The following is a 21450-nucleotide window of genomic DNA, read 5'->3' on the forward strand; positions in this document are numbered from 1 at the left end:
GCTGACTGCGTGTGAGCGCTAACATACAGCGCGCATCGGGCGGATCGAGGAGGGCACAAGCATGCGGGGGTTCCGGATCCTGGTCTCGGTGCTGCTGATCGCGGTGGCGCTCGCGGCGCCCGCGGACGCCGGTCAGTCGCGGTACGCCGGCTACCTGTTCACCTACTTCACCGGTGAGGGCACCCCCGACGGCGAGCAGGTCTACTTCGCGCTGAGCCAGGGCAACGACCCGCTGCGGTGGCAGGCGCCGAGCGGCAGCCCGGCGTTGCGGTCCACGGTCGGGACCCAGGGCGTGCGCGACCCGTTCGTCATCCGCTCGCCGCGCGGGGACCGCTTCTACCTGATCGCGACCGACCTGCGGATGTACGGCCGCGACGACTGGGAGCGGTCGTGGCGGCACGGCAGCCGGTCGATCGTGGTGTGGGAGTCGGCGGACCTCCTGCGGTGGAGCGCACCGCGCCTGGTCGAGGTCATGCCGGAGACCGCGGGCAACGTGTGGGCGCCGGAGGCGTTCTACGACCCGGCGCGCGCGGCGTACGTGGTCTTCTGGGCGTCCAACATCTACCCGGCCGACGACCCCGGCCACGTCACGACCTCCCACAACCGGATGATGTACGCCACCACCCGGGACTTCCGCACGTTCAGCGAGCCGAAGCCCTGGTACGACCCCGGGTACTCGGTGATCGACTCCACGGTGATCCGCCACGACGGCGAGTACTACCGGTTCTCCCAGGACGACCGCGGCCCCGGCGGCGGCGGCTCGACCCCGTGCGGCCGGTACATCACCGAGGAGAAGTCCAAGGCCTTGCTGAGCCGCAGCTACGACCTGGTGAAGGAGTGCATCGGCAAGGACGCGGTCGTCGGCGGCGAGGGCCCGCTGGTGTTCCGGTCGAACACCGAGCGGAAGTGGTACCTGTTCATCGACGAGTACGGCGGCGCCGGGTACCGGCCGTTCGAAACCACGGACCTGGATTCCGGCGACTGGCGGCCGTCGGCGAACGTCCAGCTGCCCGGCAAACCCCGGCATGGCACGGTCCTGCCGGTGACCCGCGCCGAGTACCACCGGCTGGCCGCGGCGGGCCGGCTTTGAGCGGGCGCCGGCGCGCGGTGCTCGCGGCGGTCGTGGCGGTGCTCGCGGTGGCTGCGACGGTCGGCGTCCTGGGGGCGGCCGGCGCGGACGGCGCGGCCACGACCCGGGCGGACGCCGCCGTGATCGAGCCGGCTGTCATTGCTCCACCGGCGACCACGACTCCCGTGACCTCCTCTTCCGCCCGTGCCACGCCTTCGACGGCCGAGCCCGCACCGGTGGCCGCGCCCCTCACCGGCCGGATCGAGCCGGGCGCGACCCACTCCGGCGTCGCGACCTTCTACGACACCGACGGCACCGGCGCGTGCGGGTTCGACGCGAGCCCGGACCCGTTGAACGCGGCGATGAACGTCGCCGACTTCGAGGGTTCCCAGGCGTGCGGGGCTTACGTCCTCGTCCAAGCGGCCGGCGGCGCGAGCGTGACGGTGCGGATCACCAACCTCTGCCCGGCGCCGTGCCGGGTGGGGCAGCTGGACCTGAGCCCGAAGGCGTTCGACCGCCTCGGGGCGCGCAACCTCGGGGAGATCCCGGTCACCTGGAAGCTGGTGAGCCCGCCGACGACGGCGAAGATTTCGCTGCGCTACAAGGACGGATCTTCCCGGTACTGGTGCGGGATCCAGGTGATCGGCCACCGCAACCCGGTGGCCCGCCTGGAAGTCCGCGCGGGCAGCACGTGGAAACGGTTGCCGCGCACCGACTACAACTACTTCCTGGCGGAGAACGGCGCCGGGTGCGGCGGGGCCGTCGCGATCACCGACGTCTACGGCGAGCGGCTGGTCGTCGACCCGCTGCCGGTCAAGCCCGGCGCCGGCCAGCCGACGTCCCTGCAGTTCGCGCAGCGCTGAGTCACTCCTCGTCGCCGGTGGCCGCCAGGAAGGTCGCGAGGTCGTCGGTGAACCGCAGGAGCAGGTCGTAGAAGGTCCGGCGGTCCTCCGGTGCCCAGCCGGACAGGGCGTCGCCGAACCAGCCGAGCAGGGTGGTGACGTACCGGTCGGCGATTTCGGCGCCGTCGGGAGTCAGCTCGACCAGCCGGGCGCGCCGGTCGTCGGGGTCGGCCAGGCCGCTCACGAGCCGCCGCTTCTCGAGCACGTGCAGGTGCCGGGTGACGTGCGGGCCGGCGACCTGCAGGCGTTCGGCGATCTCGCCGACGCGCATCGCCTTCCCGGTCATGTGCAGGGCGAGGATGATCGACAGTCCGGGCCGGTCGAGGTCGGCGCCGATTCGCTTCATCGCCCGCTCGCCGAGGCCGCTGCGGTTCATCAGGTTGCCCAGCTGCATGAGCCGGGGCAGCACGGCCCGCAGGTCGGTGCCTTCTGTGTCGCCCATCACACCTCTTGGATAGCTAACTTAGGTATATAGTTGGCCGGGTCGGGGGTTGGTCACGGGCATTGTCGCACTCCCGTTTCAGATACCTAACTTAGCTATCGGAGATGTCATGAAGAAGGTCCTGATCTCGGGCGCGAGCATCGCCGGCCCGGCCCTGGCGTTCTGGCTGCGGAGCGCCGGCTTCGCGGTCACCCTCGTGGAGAAGGCGCCGGAACTGCGCGCCGGCGGCTACCCGATCGACGTGCGCGGCACGGCACTCGACGTCGTCCGCCGGATGGGAATCCTGCCCCGCCTGCGGGAGCAGCACATTTCGACGCGGCGGTTGACGTTCCTCGACGCCGACGGCGGCGAGATCGTGGCAGTGGCCCCGGACGCGATCATCGGCGGTGCCGAAGGCGAGGACCTCGAGATCCGCCGGGGCGACCTGATCCGGACGCTGTACGACCTGGTGCGCGGCGACGTCGACGTCCGGTTCGGCGACACGATCGCAACGCTCACCGAGGACGCCGACGTCACCTTCCGCAGCGGCCGCGAGGAAACGTACGACCTGGTGATCGGCGCCGACGGCCTGCACTCCCGCACCCGGGAGCTCGTCTTCGGCGAGGAAAGCGCGTTCCACCATTACCTCGGCTACAGCTTCGCCGGGTTCACGATGCCCAACGACTTCGGGCTCGTCCGCGAGGGGGTCACGTGGAGCACGCCCGGCAAGGGCGCGGCGCTGTACGCGGTCCTCGACAGCGAAGAGGTCCACGGTTTCTTGGTCTTCGCCCGGCCGGAGCCGCCGCTCGAAGCGTTCCGCGACCCCGAAGCCCAGCGCGACCTGATCGCCCGCACCTTTGCGGGCGAGGGCTGGGAAGTCCCGCGTCTGGTCGCGGCGATGCGCGAAGCCGACGACCTGTTCTTCGACGTGGTCAGCCAGATCCGCATGCCGCGCTGGTCGGCGGGGCGCGTCGCCCTCGTCGGGGACGCGGCCCACGCGCCGTCGTTCCTGACCGGCCAGGGCACCAGCCTCGCCCTCGTGGGCGCGTACGTGCTCGGCCAGGCCCTGGCCACGATCCCCGACCACGCGGCGGCGTTCGCCGCCTACGAGAACCGGTTGCGCGGCTTCGTCGAAGCCAACCAGGCCCTGGTGAGCGAGGGGCAGGCGACACTGTTCCCGTCGACGCCGGAGGCGCTCGAACGCCGCAACGCCGCACTCCGGCAGCTGACGACGGCCCCGCCGCCGGCGCCCCGGCCGGAGCACTCGGCGCTGACGCTGCCGGACTTCCCCGTGCCGGTGCGGTGAGCTCGGACGCGGATCGCCGGCCCAGAAGGCGAGCCCGCCGATGGCGATGATCACCACCCGCGCCGAGCCGCGGCTGCCGCCACCGAGCAGGCCGTCCAGCGCCGGGAACTCCGCGGAGACGCCCAAGACGACGGACACGAGCATCGGGCGGGCGCCGGGCACCCCGCTCGGTCCGCGGCGCGGATGCCTGGTGGTGGTGGGCCTCCGCCCGCGGGTGGGCCCCGCGGCGGGGCGGGCCCGCCCCGCCGGCCAACCCACCCGCCGGGCCCCGAAACCTCAGCTTCCCGGCTGCGTGATCGCCGGGTAGGTCCGCTCCACGACGCACAACTGCGTCGTGGCGTACATCGCCAATGAGCTGCCCACGCACCGGCCCGTCGGCCCGCTTTCCGCCTGCGCCAAGCCCGCCGTCGTGCCGAACAGGACTCCGGTCGTCAACGCCGCCACCGCGGCCGCCGTGATCCGTCGCATCGTGATCCTCCCGTCGTGGAGCCGGTTTTCGATGGCGGGAGGCTGCCCCGGATCGGGGCGGACGAACGGGATCGCCGCCGATGGCACCGGTCCGGGTGACCCCCACGGGGACCTCACGTGCCACGGCCGGTCGGACGGATGCCCGGCGGCGCACCAGTACGCTGAAGCGAATGAGCACGGTATCCACCCCGGAGCAGTCGATGGTCGAAACCCGTCACCAGACCCGGTTGCTGACCCTGCTCCGCGACGACGGCCCGATGTCGCGGGTCGAGCTGGGGGAGCGCCTCGAACTGCCGCGCGCCCGGGTGGGTGCCGAGGTGGCGCGGCTCGCCGAAGTCGGGCTCGTCGAGGCCGCCGGGCCCTCGGCCAGCCGGGGCGGGCGGCGGTCGACGCTCGTCCGGCTCGCGGGCGAACTGCGGGTGCTCGCCGTCGACGTCGGGGCGACCTCGGTCGGCGTGGCCGTCACCGATGGCTCGTGCGAGGTGCTCGCGCACGCCGTCGAAGACTGCGATGTGCGGCAAGGGCCGCACCCGGTGCTGCGGCGGGTCGCCGAGCTCGCCGCGAAGGTCCGGGACGAGGCGCCCGGCCGGCTGGTCGCCGCGGGCATCGGGCTGCCGGGGCCGGTCAGCTTCGCCGAAGGCATGGCCGTCGCGCCACCGATCATGCCCGGCTGGGACCGGTTCAACGTCCGCGACCACCTCGGCGGGCTGTGGGGCTGCCCGGTCGCGGTGGACAACGACGTCAACGCGATGGCGCTCGGCGAGCGGCACGCCGGGGTGGCGCGCTCGACCGACGACCTGATGTTCGTCAAGATCGGCACCGGGATCGGCTGCGGGATCGTGCTCGGCGGCAAGGTCTACCGCGGGGTCGCGGGCACGGCGGGCGACATCGGGCACATCCGGCTCGACGACTTCGGCCCGACCTGCGCGTGCGGCGAGGTCGGCTGCCTGGAGGCCTACTTCGGTGGGGCGGCGCTGGCCCGCGACGGGCTGGCACTGGCCCGCAGCGGCCGGTCGGCCCACCTGGCCGAGGCGGCCGCCGAACGCGGGGCCGTCACCGCCCGTGACGTCGGCCGGGCCGCCGCGGCCGGCGACTCCGGCGCGGTCAACCTCATCCGCGACGGCGGACGGCGGCTCGGCCAGGTCATCGCCTCGCTGGTCTGCTTCATCAACCCCGGCATGGTGGTGATCGGCGGCGGCGTGGCCCAGCTCGGCCACCAGCTGCTCGCCGAGGTGCGCAGCGCGGTGTACCGGCGCTCGCTGCCGCTGGCCACCGGGAACCTGCCGATCGTGCTGTCCGAGCTGGGCGAGACGGCGGGCGTGATCGGGGCCGCCTGGTCGGCCACCGACCGGGCGTTCACGCTCAGCAGCTGACGCTCGGTCACGAACTGGCGGAGCAGGCGGGAACTTACGTCCGGCCGCCGAACGCAGCCATGGCATAACGCTGAAACTAAGCAGACTTTTGCACATCAGATTCGAAAGTATGTCCGATTTCGCACGTCTATCCGGGTGAAAACTCCACTGAACGCGTGAGTATCACCTTGACGAGTGATGCCGGTCACCCTACTTTCGCTGCCTGAGCGACAAAGTGCGTTCAGTGCGCAGCGCAAGATGGGGGCACCGTGGCCGTCACCCGAACGAGGCAAGCCGGCTCGGCGAGCCCCCGTACGGCGAACCTGGCCGCGGTCCTGCGGGCGCTGCGCACCGGCCCGCTCTCGCGCACCCAGCTGGCGGCCCGCTGCGGGATCCCGAAGTCCGCGGTGCCCGGCCTGCTCGCCGAACTCGCCGAACGCGGCCTGGTCCGGCCCGCCGGGGTCCGGCCCGGCAACGGACGGCCGAGCAGGCTCGTCGAACTGCACGGCGAAGACGCCTACGCGCTGGCACTGACCATCGAAGCCGACCGGCTGTCGGCGCTGGTCACCGACCTGTCCGGGCGCGTCCTGGCCGAAGGAAGGGAAGCCGTCGACGTCGCCGCGCTCGGCCTCCACGCCGGGCTGGACGCCCTCGCCCACCTCGCCGGCCGGGTGCTGCCCGGCCTGCCGGTCGGCGTCGCGGTGTCCGTGCCGGGGCTGGTCGACTCGGCCGCCGCCGTGCTGCGGTTCGCGCCCGCGCTGCGCTGGCGTGACGCCGAAATCGCCGGGCTGCTGGCGGCCCGGCTCGCCCTCCCGGTCGACGCCGTGGCCGTCGACAACGAAGCCAACCTCGGGGCGCTGGCCGAGTCGGTCGCGGGCACCGGGACCGAGCTCTTCTTCCTCAACGGCGGGACGGCCGTCGGCGGCGGGTTCGTCTCCGGCGGCACGATCCTCCGCGGCGCGCGCGGCTTCGCGGGCGAGGTCGGGCACATCGCCGTCGACCCGTCCGGCGAGCGGTGCCCCTGCGGCCGGACGGGCTGCCTGGAGACGAAGGCGAACCTGGCCGCGGTGCTGCGCGCGGCCGCCGCCCCCGGCGACCCACTGCACGATCCCGCCCCCGGCATCGACGGCCGCGTCGCCCTGCTCAAGGACCGCGTCCGGCGCGGTGACCAGCGCGCGGCCACCGCGGTCCACGAACTCGGCGTCGCGCTCGGCATCGCGCTGTCCACCGTGGTCGACGTGCTCGACCCGGACGTCGTCGTGCTCGGCGGCTTCTTCGCCGAACTGGGCGAGTGGCTGGTCGAACCGGTCCGCGTCGAACTCGCCGCCCGGCCGCTCGGCCAGGCCCGGGTCGTCGCCTCCGGGCTCGGCCTGCAGGCGCCGCTGCGCGGGGCCGCGCACCTGGCGGCCGAGCGGCTGTTCGCGAACCCGACGCTCGCCGAGGAGGCGACGGTATGACCCTGCTGTCCGTCCGCGGGATCGTGAAGACGTTCCCCGGCGTCCGCGCCCTCGACGGCGTCGACCTCGACGTCGAAGCCGGCGAGGTGCACTGCCTGCTCGGCCAGAACGGCGCCGGGAAGTCGACGCTGATCAAGGTCCTCTCCGGCGCGCACCGCCCGGACGCCGGCGAGATCACGTGGGCAGGCGAGCGCGTCGAGCTCGGTTCGCCGGTCGACGCGCTGCGCCTGGGCATCGCCACCATGTACCAGGAGCTCGACCTCGTGCCCGGGCTTTCGGTGGCGGACAACATCTTCCTCGGCCACGAGCGCGCCCGCTTCGGCTTCACGCGGATCTCCGAAGCCCGCGCCGAGGCCGCCCGCCTGATGGCCCGGCTCGGGCACCCCGACATCCGGCCGTCCACCGAGGTCGGCAGGCTCTCCGCCGCCGGCCAGCAGCTGGTCTCGATGGCCCGCGCGCTCGCCCACGACGCCCGGCTGCTCGTCATGGACGAACCGACCGCCGCGCTGGCCGGCGAGGAGGTCGACAACCTCTTCCGGATCGTCGGCGAGCTGACCGCCGACGGCGTCGCGGTCGTCTACATCTCGCACCGGCTCGAAGAACTGCGCCGGATCGGGCACCGGGTGACCGTGCTCAAGGACGGCCGGACCGTCGGCACCGGCCTCGACGCGGCCGCGACGCCGACCGCCGACCTCGTCGCCCTGATGGCCGGGCGCAAGGTCGAGACGGTCTTCGGGCCGCGCCACGAGGGCCACGCCAAGAGCACCCCGGTGCTCGAGGTGGCGAACCTGTCCCGCGCGAGCGAGTTCGAGGACGTGGCCTTCACCGTCCACGCGGGCGAGGTCGTCGGCATCGCCGGGCTCGTCGGCTCCGGCCGCAGCGAGCTGCTCGAAACGATCTTCGGCGCCCGCAAGGCCGACCGCGGAACCGTCGCGGTGGACGGGAAGACCGTGCGCCCGGGTGACGTGCTCGCCGCCGTCAAGGCCGGCATCGGCCTCGCGCCCGAGGAGCGCAAGAGCCAGGGCCTGCTGCTCGACCTGCCGGTGGTGCACAACGTCACCCTCGCCAGCCTCGGCCGCTACGCGAAACTCGGCTTCACCGAACGGTCCCGGGAACTGGCCGACGCCGGCGCGAGCCTGCGGCGCCTCGACCTGCGGCCCGCCGACCCCCGGCGGATCGTCCGCACGCTGTCCGGCGGCAACCAGCAGAAGGCCGTGCTCGCGCGGTGGCTGGTCCGCGGGTGCCGGGTGCTGCTGCTCGACGAGCCGACGCGCGGCGTCGACGTCGGCGCCCGGGCCGAGCTCTACCGGCTGATCGACGAGCTGGCCGCGACCGGCGTGGCGATCGTGCTGGTGTCCAGCGAAATCCCCGAGGTGCTCGGATTGGCCGACCGGGTGCTGGTGCTGCGCGAGGGCCGTGTCCTCGCCGACCGGCGCTCGGCCGGGCTCACCGAGGCCGAGGTGCTCGACGTGATTCTCGAGGGGAGCGCGGCATGACCGAGACCCAGGCACCGCCCCAGGAAGCGCTGCCCGCCGAACGGAAGCGGCGGTTCACCTTCTCCGCCGACCCGCGGCTGCTCGGCCTGGTGGCCGTGCTCGTCGTGTTGTGCCTGGTCGGCCAGTTCACCCGGCCCGAGCTGTTCTTCACCGAAAGCAACATCTCGACGATCCTGCGGCTGGCCGCGGCGATCGGCGTGGTCAGCGTCGGGATGACGTTCGTGATCATCAGCGGCGGCATCGACCTGTCGGTCGGCTCGATGGTCGGCCTGGCCGGCGTCTGGCTGACGACGCTGGCGACGCAGTCCTACGGGCCGTGGGTGATGGTCCTCTGTGGACTCGCCGTCGGCCTCGGCTGCGGGCTCGTCAACGGCGTGCTCGTCGCCTACGGCAAGGTCGTGCCGTTCATCGCGACGCTCGCGATGTACGTCTCGGCCCGCGGGCTCGCCGAGCGGATCAGCGGCCGGCGCACCCAGGTCGTCGCCGACCAGGACTTCCTGGCCTTCTTCCGCGGCGGCTTCCTCGGTATCCCGACGCTGATCTGGCTGTTCGCGCTGGTCTTCGCGGTCGGCTGGGTGGTGCTCAACCGCACCACCTTCGGCCGCCGGACGTACGCGGTCGGCGGCAACGCCGAGGCGTCCCGGCTGGCCGGCATCAACGTCAAGCGGCACCTCGCGCTCGTCTACGGCGTGGCCGGGCTCTGCTGCGGGATCGCCGCGCTGATGGTCGTCGCGCGGACGACGGCGGGTGCGTCGACCAACGGCATGTTCTACGAGCTCGACGCGATCGCGGCGGTGGTCATCGGCGGCACGCTGCTGACCGGCGGCCGCGGCTCGCTCATCGGCACGCTCGTCGGCGTGCTGATCTTCACGGTGCTGTCGAACATCTTCACGCTGAACAACCTGGACACCGACATCCAGAACATCGCCAAGGGCGTGATCATCGTGCTCGCCGTGCTCTTGCAGTTCCGGGCCCGGAAAGCCAGGACCGGTAGTCAGTAACCACCGATGGAGGTTCACCATGGCCGAACACCCCTTCCTCGGCCGCCGGGGATTCCTGCTGGGCGGGGCCGCGGTCGGCGCCGGTGCGCTGCTGGCCGGCTGCACGTCGAACACGCCCGCGAACTCGGAGTCGAACGCGCCGGTCGCCAACGCGGGCAACAACGCCCAGCCGGGCAAGCCGATCACCATCGGCTTCTCCGCGCCGGCCGCCGACCACGGCTGGATCGCGGCGATCACGAAGAACGCCAAGGCGCAGGCGCAGAAGTTCAGCGAGGTGAAGTTCAACGCGACCGAGGGCACCAACGACGTCAACCAGCAGATCTCCCAGGTGGAGACGCTGATCAACGCCAAGGTCGACGTCCTGGTGATCCTGCCCTTCGACGGCAAGGCGCTCACCGCGGTCGGCCAGCAGGCGATGGACGCCGGCATCCCGGTGATCAACCTCGACCGCATCTTCGACACGCCTTTGGCCTATAGAACCTGGATCGGCGGCGACAACTACCGGATGGGTGTCAACGCGGGCAACTACATCGCCGCGGAACTCAAGAAGAAGAACGTCGCGAACCCGATCATCGGCGAGGTCGCCGGGATCGACTCGCTGCCGCTGACCCAGGAACGCAGCAAGGGCTTCAAGGACGCGCTGGGCCGGGCCGGGTTCCAGGTCGGCCCGCGCGTGTCGGCGCAGTTCACCTCGGAGTCGGGCGAGCAGCAGACCGCGAACCTGCTGCAGGGCGCGCCGAAGCTGGACGCGCTGTGGAACCACGACGACGACCAGGGCATCGGCGTCAACGCGGCGATCGACACCGCGGGCCGCAAGGAGTTCATCATGGTCGGCGGCGCCGGCTCGAAGAACATGATGAACCTGATCAAGGCCGACTCGTCGCCGATCAAGGCGACCGTGCTCTACAGCCCGTCGATGGCCTCGACGGCGGTCGCGCTCGCCCGGCTGCTCGGGCAGGGCAAGGGCATCGGCGACCTGGCCGAGCACGACATCCCGGCCGAGATCACCACGTACTCGGCGGTGGTGACGAAGGAGAACGTCGACCAGTACCTCGACGTCGGCTTCGATTCCTGACGCGGACTTTTCCAGCTGGACCGAAGGAGGGGTATGAGCCCGGGACGGGAAACGATCGGGATCGGGATGGTGGGCCACGCGTTCATGGGTGCGGTGCATTCGCACGCCTGGCGCAGCGTCCACCGGTTCTTCGACCCACCGCTGGTGCCGCGCCTGGCCGTCCTCGGCGGCCGGGACGAGGCCCGGGCCAAGGCCGCCGCGGAGAAGTTCGGCTGGGACGACGTCGAAACGGACTGGCGGAAGCTCCTCGCCCGCGACGACGTCGGCCTGGTCGACGTCTGCACCCCGGGCGACAGCCACGCCGAGATCGCGATCGCCGCGCTCGACGCCGGCAAGCACGTGCTGTGCGAGAAACCCCTGGCCAACTCGGTGGCCGAGGCCGAAGCGATGGCTGAGGCGGCGCGACGGGCCCGTGAACGCGGGGTACGGGCCATGGTCGCGTTCAACTACCGCCGGGTGCCCGCGCTCGCCCACGCCAGGGAACTGGTGGCGGGCGGGGCGCTCGGCGAGATCCGGCACGTGCGGTCGGTGTACCTGCAGGACTGGCTGTCGGACGCGCAGGCGCCGATGACCTGGCGGCTGCGGCGCGAAAGCGCGGGCTCGGGCGCACTGGGCGACCTGGGGGCGCACATCGTCGACGCCGCCCAGTTCGTCACCGGGGACGTGATCACCGGCGTCTCGGCGCTGACGAACACCTTCGTCAAGCAGCGGCCGTCCGAGACCGGCGGCACCGACGACGTCACGGTCGACGACACGGCGTTGTTCCTGGCCCGGCTGGCCGGGGGAGCGGTGGCGACCTTCGAGGCGACCCGGTTCGCGCTCGGCCGCAAGAACGCGATGCGGCTGGAGGTCAACGGGTCGAAGGCGAGCCTGGCGTTCGACTTCGAGTCGATGAACGAGCTGCAGTGGTACGAGGGCACCGGCACCGAAGCCGGGTTCCGCCGCATCCTCGTCACCGAGCCGCAGCACCCGTACGTCGGCGCGTGGTGGCCGCCGGGGCACCTGCTCGGCTACGAGCACACGTTCACCCACGAAGTCGCCGACTTCCTGGATGCCATCGGCGCGGGCACGGACCCCGCGCCGAGCTTCGACGACGGCCTGCGCGTCCAGCGCGTGCTCGACGCCGTCGAAAAGAGCGCTGCCGCGGCAGCGACCTGGACACCGGTGGAGGAGAAATGAGCCGTCCCGTCACGTTGTTCACCGGCCAGTGGGCCGACCTGCCGTTCACCGAGGTCTGCAAGCTCGCGTCGGAGTGGGGCTACGACGGCCTCGAGATCGCCTGCTCGGGCGACCACTTCGAGGTCGACCGGGCACTGTCCGAAGAGGACTACGTGGCCGGGCGGCTGCGGCTGCTCGCCGACCACGGCCTCAAGGTGTGGGCGATCTCGAACCACCTGGTCGGGCAGGCCGTCTGCGACGACCCGATCGACCACCGGCACCAGGCGATCCTGCCGTCCCGCATCTGGGGCGACGGTGACGCCGAGGGCGTCCGGCAGCGGGCGGCGGCCGAGATGGCCGACACCGCGCGAGCGGCGGCGAAGCTCGGCGTGGACACCGTCATCGGCTTCACCGGGTCGAAGACCTGGAAGTACGTCGCGATGTTCCCGCCGGTCTCGAGCGATGACATCGATGACGGCTACGCGGACTTCGCTCAGCGCTGGAACCCGATCCTGGATGTCTTCGACGAGGTCGGCGTCCGGTTCGCGCACGAGGTCCACCCGTCCGAGATCGCCTACGACTACTGGACGACCAAGCGCGCGCTGGAAGCGGTCGGCAACCGGCCGGCGTTCGGGCTGAACTGGGACCCGTCGCACTTCGTCTGGCAGGACCTCGACCCGGTCGGGTTCATCCTCGACTTCGCCGACCGGATCTACCACGTCGACTGCAAGGACACCCGCAAGCGCTTCGACGGCCGCAACGGACGGCTCGGCTCGCACCTGGCCTGGGCGGACCCGCGGCGGGGCTGGGACTTCGTGTCCGTCGGCCACGGCGACGTCCCGTGGGAGGACTGCTTCCGGGCGCTGAACTCGATCGGCTACGCCGGCCCGATCTCGGTGGAGTGGGAAGACGCCGGGATGGACCGGCTCCGCGGCGCGGCGGAGGCGGTGAAGTACGTACGCGAGCACCTGTTCGACAAGCCGACGGCGGCATTCGACGCGGCTTTCAGCAACCAGAAATGAGGGAGTTCCATGTGCGGTGACCTGCCAGAAGACTACTCCCGACGGAAGTTTCTGAACGTGGCGACGGTGGCTCTGACCGCCGGGGCCGCGGCGGTGGCCCTGCCCGGCGCCGCCGCCGCGTCCCCGGCGCGCCGCCGCGTCCCGCTCGAGAAGATCAGCATCCAGCTCTACTCCCTGCGGTCGCTGCTGCAGAACGACCCGGAAGGCACGCTCTCCGCACTGGCCGACATCGGCTACCGGAAGGTCGAGCTGGCCGGGACGTACGGCCGCAGCGCGACCGAGTTCCGCGCCATCCTCGACCGCTGCCGCCTCAAGGCGTCCTCGACGCACGTCGGCATCGACGGCGACCTGAACCAGACCATCGCCGACGCGAAGATCCTGGGCAACTCGCTCGCCAACGTCCCGTACGCGAACTTCGCCACCATCGCGGAGTGGGAGGCCTTCGCCGGGCGGCTCGACACCGCCGCGGCCGCCTTCAAGAAGGCCGGGATCCCGCTCGGCTACCACAACCACGCCCACGAGTTCGCCCCGATCGGGGGAGTGCGGCCCTACGACGTCCTGACCGCGAAGACCGACAAGCGGACCGTGCACCTGGAGATCGACCTGTTCTGGGCGGTGACCGGCGGCGCGGACCCCGTCCAGCTGTTCCGGCAGCACTTCCCGCGCGTGCAGCAGTACCACGTCAAGGACCGGACCGCGGACGGGCAGATGACCGACCCCGGCACCGGCGTCATCGACTTCCGGCGCATCTTCGCCGCGTCCTGCCACACCATCCGCGAGTTCATCGTCGAGCACGACCAGCCCACCGACCCGCTGAACACGGCGAAGGTCGGCTTCGAATACCTCCGCACCGTCCGGTTCTGAGAGCCCCGGGGGACTCGACATGCGAGTATCACGTCGGTCGATGCTGGCCGGAACCGCCGCGGGCGTGCTCGCGCCCGCGGTCGGGGTGGCCGGAACAGCGTCGGCCGCGGGCCTGACCCGCCAGATCACCATCTACGCCGAAGCCCTGCCCGGCGGCCTCTACGGCTACGGCCTCGAACCGGGCAAAGCCACGATCCCGGGGCCGCTGCTGGAGGTCTACGAGGGCGACACCCTCGAGATCGAACTGGTCAACCGGACCGACAAGCGGCTGTCGATCCACCCGCACGGCGTCACCTACGACACCGCGTCGGACGGCGCCCCGCTCAACGCGTCCTTCAACAAGCCGGGCGAGACACGCACGTACACCTGGCGCACGCGGACCCGGTACGACGCCGGCGGCGGGTTCTGGATGCCCGGCAGCGCCGGCTACTGGCACTACCACGACCACGCCATGGGCACCGACCACGGCACCGCCGGCCTCGCGCGCGGGCTGTACGGCGGGCTGATCGTCCGCAAGCGCGGCGACCTGCTGCCCAGCAAGCAGTACACCGTCGTGTTCAACGAAATGATGATCAACCACGCGATGGCGCCGGACACGCCGATCCTCGAGGCGCGCCTCGGCGAGCGCGTCGAGTGGGTCTGCATCGGGTACGGCAGCCTGCCGCACACGTTCCACCTGCACGGCCACCGCTGGGCCGATACCCGTACCGGGATGCTCAGCAGCGCCGCTGACAACGTTGCCATCGTCGACAACAAGAACCTGGACCCCGGCAGCTCGTTCGGGTTCCAGGTGCTCGCGGGCGAAGGCGCCGGGCCGGGGGTGTGGATGTACCACTGCCACGTCCAGACCCACTCCGACGGCGGCATGGTGGGGCTCTTCCTGGTCCGCAACCCCGACGGCAGCCTGCCCGACGGCGCGCAGGACGCGATCGACCGGTTCAAGGAGCACGGCCACACCGGGCACGACACGAACCCCGATTCCCGTACGCACGCAGGAGGGGAGCTATGAAACGACGATGGTTCGGCAGGCGCGGCGCGGTCGTGCTCGCCATCGGCTCGGTCCTGGCGGCCGGAGCTCCGCTGATGGCGATGCCCGTGGCCGCAGCGGCCCCGGCGGCGAACGTGCCGGTGAACGTCCTCGTCTTCCACGGCGCGGCGGCCGGCCAGAAGGACCCGGTCCTGCGCGCGGCCGACGCGATCGCCCGGCTGGGCGGGGACAACGGCATCACCGTCACGGCGTCGCAGGATCCCGCCGTGTTCAACACCGCCAACCTGGCCCGCTACCGCGGTGTCGTGTTCCTGTCCGCGCAGGGCGTCACGCTGAGCCGGGAGCAGGAAGGCGCGCTGCAGGCGTACATGAAGGCCGGCGGCGGGTTCCTCGGCATCTCCGACGCCGCCCGCGCGCAGGACTCGTCGCAGTGGTTCACCGGCCTGATCGGGGCGCGCCCGGTCGGCGCCCGGCCCACGCCCGAGGCGGTGGCGTCGGTGACCGCGAGCGGGGAGAACCCGCCGAACGAAACCAAGGAGAAACTGGCCGACAACAACGAAAACACGAAGTGGCTGACGTTCGCGACCACCGGCTGGGCCGCCTACAAGATGGCCACCCCGGTCGCGGTCAGCAGCTACGCGCTGGTGTCGGCGAACGACTTCCCGGGCCGCAACCCGAAGAACTGGACCCTGCAGGGGTCCGCGGACGGCAGCACCTGGACCGACCTGGACACGCGCACGAACGAGACGTTCACCGACCCGTTCCAGACCCGGACGTTCACCTTCGCCAACACCACGGTCTACCCGAACTACCGGCTGAACATCACCGCGAACGCGGGTGAGCCGATCATCCAGCTCGCGGACCTCAAGCTGTTCAAGGACACCTCGACGACCCCGCCGCCGCCGGAGCCGGCACCGCAGCAGGCCGTCGTCGACGTCCTCGACGCCAAACACCCGGCCACCGCCGGGCTGCCGCAGAACTGGACGCGCACCGACCGCTGGCTCAACTGGGAAACCAACCCGGTCGGCACGGTCCACACCGTCGCCCAGGTCGAGGAGAAGGGCTACCAGCCGGGCGTCGGCGCGAACGGCCCGTTCCACCCGATCTCGTGGTGCCGCGACTACGACGGCGGCCGCTCCTTCTACACCGGCATGGGCCGCACCGAAGCTTCCTACGGCGAAGGGCAGTTCCGCGACCACCTGCTCGGCGCCCTGCGCTGGACCACCGGCATGGTCCGCGGCGACTGCCAGGCCGGGATCGCCGCGAACTACAAGGTCGAGCGGCTCACCGGCAAGAACGCCGCCGGGCAGCTCGACCAGATCGGCGAGCCGCACGGGCTCACCATCGCACCGGACGGCAAGGTCTTCTACATCGGCAAGGCGGCCTGCCCGACCGGGCCGGTGGTCAGCTGGGACGACCCGAACGTCGGCCTCGGCTGCGGCACGATCCACCAGTGGGACCCGGCCACCAAGAAGGTCAAGCTGCTCACGACGTTGCGCGTGATGGGCAACCGCGGCAGCGGCGACGAGCTGGTCAAGAACGAAGAAGGCCTGCTCGGCATGGTGCTGGACCCGAAGTTCACCGAGAACGGCTGGTTCTACGCCTACTGGATGCCGCACGACTCGATCGACCGCGACAAGCGGATCGGCAAGCGCACGATCTCGCGGTTCACCTACAACGCGACCGCGCAGACGATCGACCAGGCCACCCGCAAGGACCTGATGTCCTGGGACGTGCAGATCCACAGCTGCTGCCACGCCGGCGGCGGGATGGCGTTCGACAAGGACGGCAACCTCTACGTCGGGTCCGGGGACAACAACTCCTCGGGCGGCTCGAACGGCTACTCCGGCAACAACTGGACGCTCGAGTACAAGGGCCTGTCGTTCCAGGACGCGCGCCGCACGGCGGGCAACACGAACGACTACGGCGGCAAGATCCTGCGGATCCACCCGGAGCCGAACGGCACCTACACGATCCCGCCGGGGAACCTGTTCCCGAACGGGCCGTCGGACAAGACGCGCCCGGAGATCTACGTGATGGGCGTCCGCAACATCTCGCGGCTGCAGATCGACCCGGTGCACAACTGGCTGACCGCGGGCTGGGTCGGCCCGGACGCGCCCGCGCCGAGCCCCGAGCTCGGGCCGGCGAAGTACGAGACGGCCACGATTATCACCGAGGCGGGCAACCACGGCTGGCCGTACTGCATGGGCAACCGGCAGCCCTACCGCGACCGCAGCAGCACCAACGCCGCGGAACTCACCGGCTGGTACGACTGCAACAACCCGATCAACACCTCGCCGCGCAACACCGGGCTGGTCAACCTGCCGCCGATCAAGGACAACATGATCTGGTACTCGCCGGACGGCGGCGGCCCGGTCTTCCCGAAGCGGCCGGGCAGCTCCATCCCGACGTACAACGCGGCGGACGCCACCTACACCCAGCCGTACCTGCGGGGCGGCGGCCAGGCGGTCATGTCCGGGCCGACGTACCACCGCTCGCTGGTCAACCCGAACAGCGGTGTCGCGTGGCCGGAGTACTGGGACAACAAGTGGTTCATCGCCGACGAGGCCAACTCGCAGAACCGGGTCGCGGTGACCGTCGACCCGGCCGAGGTGCCCACGCACCAGCCGCCGGTGTTCGCCGAGACGTTCCGGCAGATCATCCCGGGCGGCGCGGGTGACACGCGGGTGCAGAGCTGGATGGACGCCAAGTTCGGGCCGGACGGCGCGTTGTACGTGCTCGACTACGGCAACGGCTTCTTCTCCCTGGACGCCAACCAGAAGCTGCTGAAGATCAGCTACACCGGTGGCGCGCCGACGCCCGCCCCGGCGGCGTCGTCGACCATGGTGCAGAACAAGGCGCTGACGGCGGCGTTCACCGGGTCGAAGTCCGGCGGCGTGTCCTACCGGTGGGAGTTCGGCGACGGCTCGGTGTCCACCCAGGCCGACCCGCGGCACACCTACCCGCGCACCGGGATCTTCACCGCCAAGCTGACCGTGACCTACGCGAACGGTGAAGCGGTGACGACCCGGGCGTCGGTGAACGTCGGCTGTGCGGTGGCCGATCCGGGCCCGGCGGTGACCTTGGGCGACACGCTCACGAAGGTGGTCAACCGCAACGCCGGCGGTGGTTGCACGGTGGACGACTTCCTCGACGACGAAAGCACGTGGAGCACCCACGCCGCCTTCGTCAACCACGTCGAGCAGGCCACCGAAACGCTCTCCGACCTCGGGGTGCTGTCCGACGCCGAGGTGGCGGAACTGAACGCGGCCGCCGCGGCGTCACCGATCGGGAAACCGGGCACGACCGGCTACGACGCGCTGTTCGACGGCACGGCGGAGTCGTTGCGGGCCTGGGCACAGGCGCCGTCGGGGCAGTTCACGCTGCAACCCGACGGGTCCATCCGGGCCGGCGGCGGGCTGGGCATGCTGTGGTACGCGCAACGGCAGTTCGGCGACTTCTCGGTGAAGGTGCAGTTCAAGGACATCGCGCCGGATCCCGGCCGGGCCAACAGCGGCGTGTTCGTCCGGTTCCCGGACCCGCGGACACCCCTCGAACAGCGGCCGCCGGGCAGCTGCGGGACGGTCGGGTCGGCGCGGACGTCGCAGGCCTGGGTGGCCATCTACTGCGGCCACGAGATCCAGATCTACGACGGCGACACCGGCGAGCCGCAGAAGACCGGGTCGGTCTACAACTTCGACCCCCGCCCGCTCGACCAGGCGGGCGCGCGGCCGAAGGGCACGTGGAACGAGTACGAGATCAAGGTCGTCGGGCAGCACTACACGATGATCCGCAACGGCGTGGTGATCAACGAGTTCGACAACACGCCCGGGCAGCAGTCGTCGCGCGCGGGTGACCCGCCGACCGACCTGCGGCAGTTCGTCAGCGGGTTCATCGGGTTGCAGAACCACAGCGACAACGACCTGATCGAGTTCCGCAACATCCGGGTGCGGCAGCTGTAGGCCTGCCGCGGCCGTCGTGGGTGGTAAGGCGGGTTCCAACGCGCCTTACCACTCACGAGCCCCACTCGAGGAAGGGTTCCCCGCGATGTCCCCACGACTGATCGCCCTGCTGCTGACCGCGTTCCTGGCGGTGCTCGGGCTGGCGACGCCCGCGGCGGCGGCCCCGGTCCAGACGCTGACCTGGACCGGGAACAACAGCACCACCGAGTACGCGTCCGCGCCGACCGGCGCCCGGCCCGGCGAGACCACGATCGTCTTCGAGAACAGCGAAGCCACCGGCAACACCACCGGGATGTCGCACACCCTGACGTTCGACACGACGACACCGGGCTACAACCACGACGTCACCCTGAACATCCTGGCCAACCCGTTCGACCCGCAGGACGGCCGGCACGAGGCCGTCGTGATGCTGACACCGGGCAAGTACCGCTACTACTGCACCATTCCCGGCCACACCGCGATGGCGGGCGAGTTCGTCGTCTCCGACGGCACCGGCGACACGATCCCGCCGACCGTGACCGCCGCGGTGACGGGCGATCGCGATCCCGCCGGCAACTACGTCGAATCGGCCACGGTCACGCTTTCGGCCGAGGATGCGGGATCCGGCGTGGCGTCGGTCGAGTACCAGCTCGACGGCGGCACGTGGACCGCGTACGCCGCACCGGTGGTGGTGACCGCGGTGGGCATGCACATGCTGCACTACCGCGCGACCGACGTCGCCGGGAACACGTCCGAAGAAGGCATGGCGCACTTCACGGTCGTCGACGGTCCGGGCGACACCACGCCGCCGACGGTGACCGCCTCGGTCGCGGGAGACCGGGACGCGGCGGGCAACTACCTCGACGTGGCCACGGTTTCCCTGACGGCCACCGATGCGGACTCCGCCGTCCGGTCGGTCGAGTACCAGCTGGACGGCGGCGCCTGGACGCCGTACGCCGCACCCGTCGCGGTGACCGGTGCGGGCGCGCACATGGTCCACTTCCGGGCGACCGATGCCGCCGGGAACACGTCACCGGAGGGCATGGCGAGCTTCACGGTGGTCAAGCGCGACACGACCGCTCCGGCCGTGTCGGCTTCGGTGGCCGGCACGCAGGACGGCGACGGCAACTACGTCGGCAAGGCGACGGTCACGGTGACGGCGTCGGACACCGGTTCCGGCGTCGCCGCGGTGGAGTACAAAGTGGACGGTGGAGTGTGGACCGCTTACAGCGCACCGGTTCCGGTGTCCGCGGTGGGCGCGCACACGGTGGCCTACCGCGCTCGCGACGTCGCCGGCAACGCGTCCGCGGAGGGCTCGGTGGCGTTCACGGTGGTCGCCGGCGGGGACACCACGGCACCGGCCGTGGCGCTGCAGCTGCGCGGCAACCAGGACGGCGGCTGGAACTACGTGGGCTCGGCGACCGTGACGGTGACCGCGACCGACGCGGAGTCCGGAGTGGGCTTCGTCGAGTACAAAGTGGACGCTTCGGCGTGGACCAGGTACACGGCGCCGGTGGTGGTCTCGGCGCTCGGGGCGCACACCGTGCGGGCCCGGGCCACCGACGTCGCCGGCAACGTCTCGGCCGAGCTGACGGGTTCGTTCACGGTGGTCGCGGCCCCACCGCCGCCGGACGCCTGCCCGTCGTCGGACACCCGGGAGACGGTGGTGATCGGCGGGGTCGACAGCCAGGTGGCGAACACCGACACCGGCAACGGCTGCACGATCAACGACGTCATCGACGAGAACGCGGAGTACGCCTCCCACGAGCGGTTCGTCAAGCACGTGAAGGCGGTGACGCAGGAGCTCGTGGCCAACGGCGTGCTGTCCTCCGGCGACCGCAACCGGATCGTGACGGCGGCGATCGAGTCCGGCGTCGGCGGTGGTTTGGCACCGGCGGACGGGGGTAAGCGGAAGGCCTGAGCCCGCGACCGAAGGAAGTGCCGGATGCCCGCGTTGACCCGCGTCCTCGGAGCGGTGACCGCCGCCTACAGCGCCACGATCATCGTCGCGCCGCGCGTGCTGGCCAAACCGTGCGGCCTGACCACGCCGGCGGGCGGGGTCACCGCGGACGTCCGCACCCTGATCGCCGGCATCGGCGCCCGCGACGCGGCCATTGGCCTGGCGATGGTGTTTGCGCCCGAGGGCAGGCCGCTGCGGGTGGCACTGGCGGCCCGGGTGGCCTCCGACGCGGCGGACGCGGTGGTGTTCGGCACCGGCCTGCCCGACCGGTCGGCGCGGGCGAAGGTGGCGGCGTTCGCGGCAGGCTGGGCGGCCCTGTGCGCGGCGTCGGCGCTGGTGAAGTGACGAAACGGCCCGGCCGGGATCTCCCGGCCGGGCCGTCCTGCACCCTAGTGGTCGTTGAGGTAGTAGTGCTGGCTCGAGTGCTGGTAGTTCGGGCCGAGGTAGATCCCGACGCCGATGTTCCAGTGTTCCGGGAGGTCGTGCGTGCCGCCGTCGGAAGCCCTGGCCGTGGCGCACGAGCCCAGTCCACCGGAGGCGGTGAGCGTGTAGCGGGTGTCGTAGGCGCCCGGAACGGAGCTCTCCTCGACGGAGATGTTGGCCCGCGGGGCGAGCCCGTCGGCCGCCGTGTCGCAGAGGGAGACGACGTCGCCGTTCTCCTCGATGTAGATCGTGCCACCCTTGGCGCCGTCCGTGGTGGTCCACGTGTGGTCCCAGCTGCCGCCGGGCGGGTCCACGGCGGCCGACGCCGAGGTGGCGCCCAGCAGTGTCCCGCCGGCGACGAAAGCCGTCGTCGCGGCCAAGGCCGCGATCTTGTTGCGCATCATTTGACTCCGTTCTGACCCCAGTGGCCGAGAGCGCCGAAATCGTCGCTCTCGCCGGGCCGACGGTTCCAGCCGCGCCGGGACAGCGTCAAGCGGCCTCGAAACGTTTTACCTCTGCCCGAAGGGTGTTCGGCTGCGGCAACCTC

18 protein-coding genes are annotated in these 21450 nt (G+C 71.3%); 15 read left to right on the forward strand and 3 right to left on the reverse strand.

What is annotated here, in order from left to right; genetic code table 11:
* Nucleotides 1-61: 61 nt before the first annotated feature.
* Both BLW76_RS21025 and BLW76_RS21030 read left to right on the forward strand, forming a co-directional pair.
* Nucleotides 62-1090, forward strand: coding sequence for a glycoside hydrolase family 43 protein (locus BLW76_RS21025; protein WP_091309987.1), 1029 nt, complete (start codon nucleotides 62-64; stop codon nucleotides 1088-1090).
* Nucleotides 1087-1932: an expansin EXLX1 family cellulose-binding protein gene (locus BLW76_RS21030; RefSeq protein ID WP_091309990.1), complete on the forward strand. Its 846-nt coding sequence runs from the start codon at nucleotides 1087-1089 to the stop codon at nucleotides 1930-1932. Before BLW76_RS21025 ends, BLW76_RS21030 begins: the two co-directional genes overlap by 4 nt.
* Before the next feature lies 1 nt (nucleotide 1933).
* On the opposite strand, the gene BLW76_RS21035 is transcribed toward BLW76_RS21030, so the two are convergent.
* A complete protein-coding gene (locus tag BLW76_RS21035) occupies nucleotides 1934-2413 on the reverse strand; it encodes a MarR family winged helix-turn-helix transcriptional regulator (RefSeq protein ID WP_091309992.1) in 480 nt (159 codons plus the stop codon).
* A gap of 109 nt (nucleotides 2414-2522) precedes the next feature.
* Here BLW76_RS21035 and BLW76_RS21040 point away from each other — a divergent pair, with 109 nt between their 5' ends.
* A complete protein-coding gene (locus BLW76_RS21040) occupies nucleotides 2523-3698 on the forward strand; it encodes an FAD-dependent monooxygenase (RefSeq protein WP_091309994.1) in 1176 nt (391 codons plus the stop codon).
* 276 nt (nucleotides 3699-3974) lie between these two features.
* Here the strand turns inward: BLW76_RS21040 and BLW76_RS21045 are convergent, their stop codons facing one another.
* Complete coding sequence (locus BLW76_RS21045) at nucleotides 3975-4166, reverse strand: hypothetical protein (RefSeq protein ID WP_091309996.1); 192 nt, start codon at nucleotides 4164-4166, stop codon at nucleotides 3975-3977.
* Between the two features lie 200 nt (nucleotides 4167-4366).
* On the opposite strand from BLW76_RS21045, the gene BLW76_RS21050 reads away from it, so the two are divergent.
* From BLW76_RS21050 to BLW76_RS21105, 12 genes are all read left to right on the forward strand, one after another.
* Nucleotides 4367-5539: an ROK family transcriptional regulator gene (locus BLW76_RS21050; RefSeq protein WP_167385002.1), complete on the forward strand. Its 1173-nt coding sequence runs from the start codon at nucleotides 4367-4369 to the stop codon at nucleotides 5537-5539.
* Between the two features lie 248 nt (nucleotides 5540-5787).
* Nucleotides 5788-6975 carry an ROK family transcriptional regulator gene (locus BLW76_RS21055; RefSeq protein ID WP_091310001.1) on the forward strand — a complete coding sequence of 396 codons (1188 nt, stop codon included), beginning with the start codon at nucleotides 5788-5790 and terminating at the stop codon, nucleotides 6973-6975.
* Nucleotides 6972-8471: a sugar ABC transporter ATP-binding protein gene (locus tag BLW76_RS21060; protein ID WP_091310003.1), complete on the forward strand. Its 1500-nt coding sequence runs from the start codon at nucleotides 6972-6974 to the stop codon at nucleotides 8469-8471. Before BLW76_RS21055 ends, BLW76_RS21060 begins: the two co-directional genes overlap by 4 nt.
* Nucleotides 8468-9472, forward strand: a complete 1005-nt coding sequence (locus BLW76_RS21065) for an ABC transporter permease (protein WP_091310005.1) — start codon at nucleotides 8468-8470, stop codon at nucleotides 9470-9472. Before BLW76_RS21060 ends, BLW76_RS21065 begins: the two co-directional genes overlap by 4 nt.
* Before the next feature lie 19 nt (nucleotides 9473-9491).
* Nucleotides 9492-10547, forward strand: a complete 1056-nt coding sequence (locus BLW76_RS21070) for a substrate-binding domain-containing protein (RefSeq protein ID WP_091310007.1) — start codon at nucleotides 9492-9494, stop codon at nucleotides 10545-10547.
* A gap of 33 nt (nucleotides 10548-10580) precedes the next feature.
* Entirely contained in the window at nucleotides 10581-11726 is a 1146-nt protein-coding gene (locus BLW76_RS21075; protein WP_091310010.1) for a Gfo/Idh/MocA family protein, read from the forward strand.
* A complete protein-coding gene (locus BLW76_RS21080) occupies nucleotides 11723-12727 on the forward strand; it encodes a sugar phosphate isomerase/epimerase family protein (protein WP_091310012.1) in 1005 nt (334 codons plus the stop codon). The genes BLW76_RS21075 and BLW76_RS21080 overlap by 4 nt, the downstream gene beginning before the upstream one ends.
* Before the next feature lie 9 nt (nucleotides 12728-12736).
* The gene (locus BLW76_RS21085; RefSeq protein WP_091310013.1) at nucleotides 12737-13591 is read left to right on the forward strand and encodes a sugar phosphate isomerase/epimerase family protein; all 855 of its coding nucleotides are present in this window, start codon (nucleotides 12737-12739) and stop codon (nucleotides 13589-13591) included.
* A 19-nt stretch (nucleotides 13592-13610) separates the two neighbouring features.
* Nucleotides 13611-14600: a multicopper oxidase domain-containing protein gene (locus tag BLW76_RS21090; RefSeq protein WP_091310015.1), complete on the forward strand. Its 990-nt coding sequence runs from the start codon at nucleotides 13611-13613 to the stop codon at nucleotides 14598-14600.
* Nucleotides 14597-18541: a ThuA domain-containing protein gene (locus tag BLW76_RS21095; RefSeq protein ID WP_091310017.1), complete on the forward strand. Its 3945-nt coding sequence runs from the start codon at nucleotides 14597-14599 to the stop codon at nucleotides 18539-18541. The genes BLW76_RS21090 and BLW76_RS21095 overlap by 4 nt, the downstream gene beginning before the upstream one ends.
* A gap of 85 nt (nucleotides 18542-18626) precedes the next feature.
* Nucleotides 18627-20441: an OmpL47-type beta-barrel domain-containing protein gene (locus tag BLW76_RS21100; RefSeq protein ID WP_091310019.1), complete on the forward strand. Its 1815-nt coding sequence runs from the start codon at nucleotides 18627-18629 to the stop codon at nucleotides 20439-20441.
* A gap of 24 nt (nucleotides 20442-20465) precedes the next feature.
* Nucleotides 20466-20825: a hypothetical protein gene (locus BLW76_RS21105; protein WP_091310020.1), complete on the forward strand. Its 360-nt coding sequence runs from the start codon at nucleotides 20466-20468 to the stop codon at nucleotides 20823-20825.
* Between the two features lie 44 nt (nucleotides 20826-20869).
* Here the strand turns inward: BLW76_RS21105 and BLW76_RS21110 are convergent, their stop codons facing one another.
* A complete protein-coding gene (locus BLW76_RS21110; protein WP_244170246.1) occupies nucleotides 20870-21304 on the reverse strand; it encodes a hypothetical protein in 435 nt (144 codons plus the stop codon).
* Between the last annotated feature and the right edge of the window lie 146 nt (nucleotides 21305-21450).

Source organism: Amycolatopsis tolypomycina, from assembly GCF_900105945.1.
GTDB lineage: Bacteria > Actinomycetota > Actinomycetes > Mycobacteriales > Pseudonocardiaceae > Amycolatopsis > Amycolatopsis tolypomycina.

Bases quoted from the DNA above. Each gene is read 5' to 3' on its own strand.
- BLW76_RS21080 (WP_091310012.1), top strand. From the start codon at position 11,723: ATGAGCCGTCCCGTCACGTTGTTCACCGGCCAGTGGGCCGACCTGCCG.
- BLW76_RS21085 (WP_091310013.1), top strand. From the start codon at position 12,737: ATGTGCGGTGACCTGCCAGAAGACTACTCCCGACGGAAGTTTCTGAAC.
- BLW76_RS21110 (WP_244170246.1), bottom strand. From the start codon at position 21,304: ATGCGCAACAAGATCGCGGCCTTGGCCGCGACGACGGCTTTCGTCGCC.
- BLW76_RS21095 (WP_091310017.1), top strand. From the start codon at position 14,597: ATGAAACGACGATGGTTCGGCAGGCGCGGCGCGGTCGTGCTCGCCATC.
- BLW76_RS21025 (WP_091309987.1), top strand. From the start codon at position 62: ATGCGGGGGTTCCGGATCCTGGTCTCGGTGCTGCTGATCGCGGTGGCG.
- BLW76_RS21050 (WP_167385002.1), top strand. From the start codon at position 4,367: ATGGTCGAAACCCGTCACCAGACCCGGTTGCTGACCCTGCTCCGCGAC.
- BLW76_RS21045 (WP_091309996.1), bottom strand. From the start codon at position 4,166: ATGCGACGGATCACGGCGGCCGCGGTGGCGGCGTTGACGACCGGAGTC.
- BLW76_RS21075 (WP_091310010.1), top strand. From the start codon at position 10,581: ATGAGCCCGGGACGGGAAACGATCGGGATCGGGATGGTGGGCCACGCG.
- BLW76_RS21090 (WP_091310015.1), top strand. From the start codon at position 13,611: ATGCGAGTATCACGTCGGTCGATGCTGGCCGGAACCGCCGCGGGCGTG.
- BLW76_RS21100 (WP_091310019.1), top strand. From the start codon at position 18,627: ATGTCCCCACGACTGATCGCCCTGCTGCTGACCGCGTTCCTGGCGGTG.
- BLW76_RS21035 (WP_091309992.1), bottom strand. From the start codon at position 2,413: ATGGGCGACACAGAAGGCACCGACCTGCGGGCCGTGCTGCCCCGGCTC.
- BLW76_RS21070 (WP_091310007.1), top strand. From the start codon at position 9,492: ATGGCCGAACACCCCTTCCTCGGCCGCCGGGGATTCCTGCTGGGCGGG.
- BLW76_RS21105 (WP_091310020.1), top strand. From the start codon at position 20,466: ATGCCCGCGTTGACCCGCGTCCTCGGAGCGGTGACCGCCGCCTACAGC.
- BLW76_RS21065 (WP_091310005.1), top strand. From the start codon at position 8,468: ATGACCGAGACCCAGGCACCGCCCCAGGAAGCGCTGCCCGCCGAACGG.
- BLW76_RS21040 (WP_091309994.1), top strand. From the start codon at position 2,523: ATGAAGAAGGTCCTGATCTCGGGCGCGAGCATCGCCGGCCCGGCCCTG.
- BLW76_RS21060 (WP_091310003.1), top strand. From the start codon at position 6,972: ATGACCCTGCTGTCCGTCCGCGGGATCGTGAAGACGTTCCCCGGCGTC.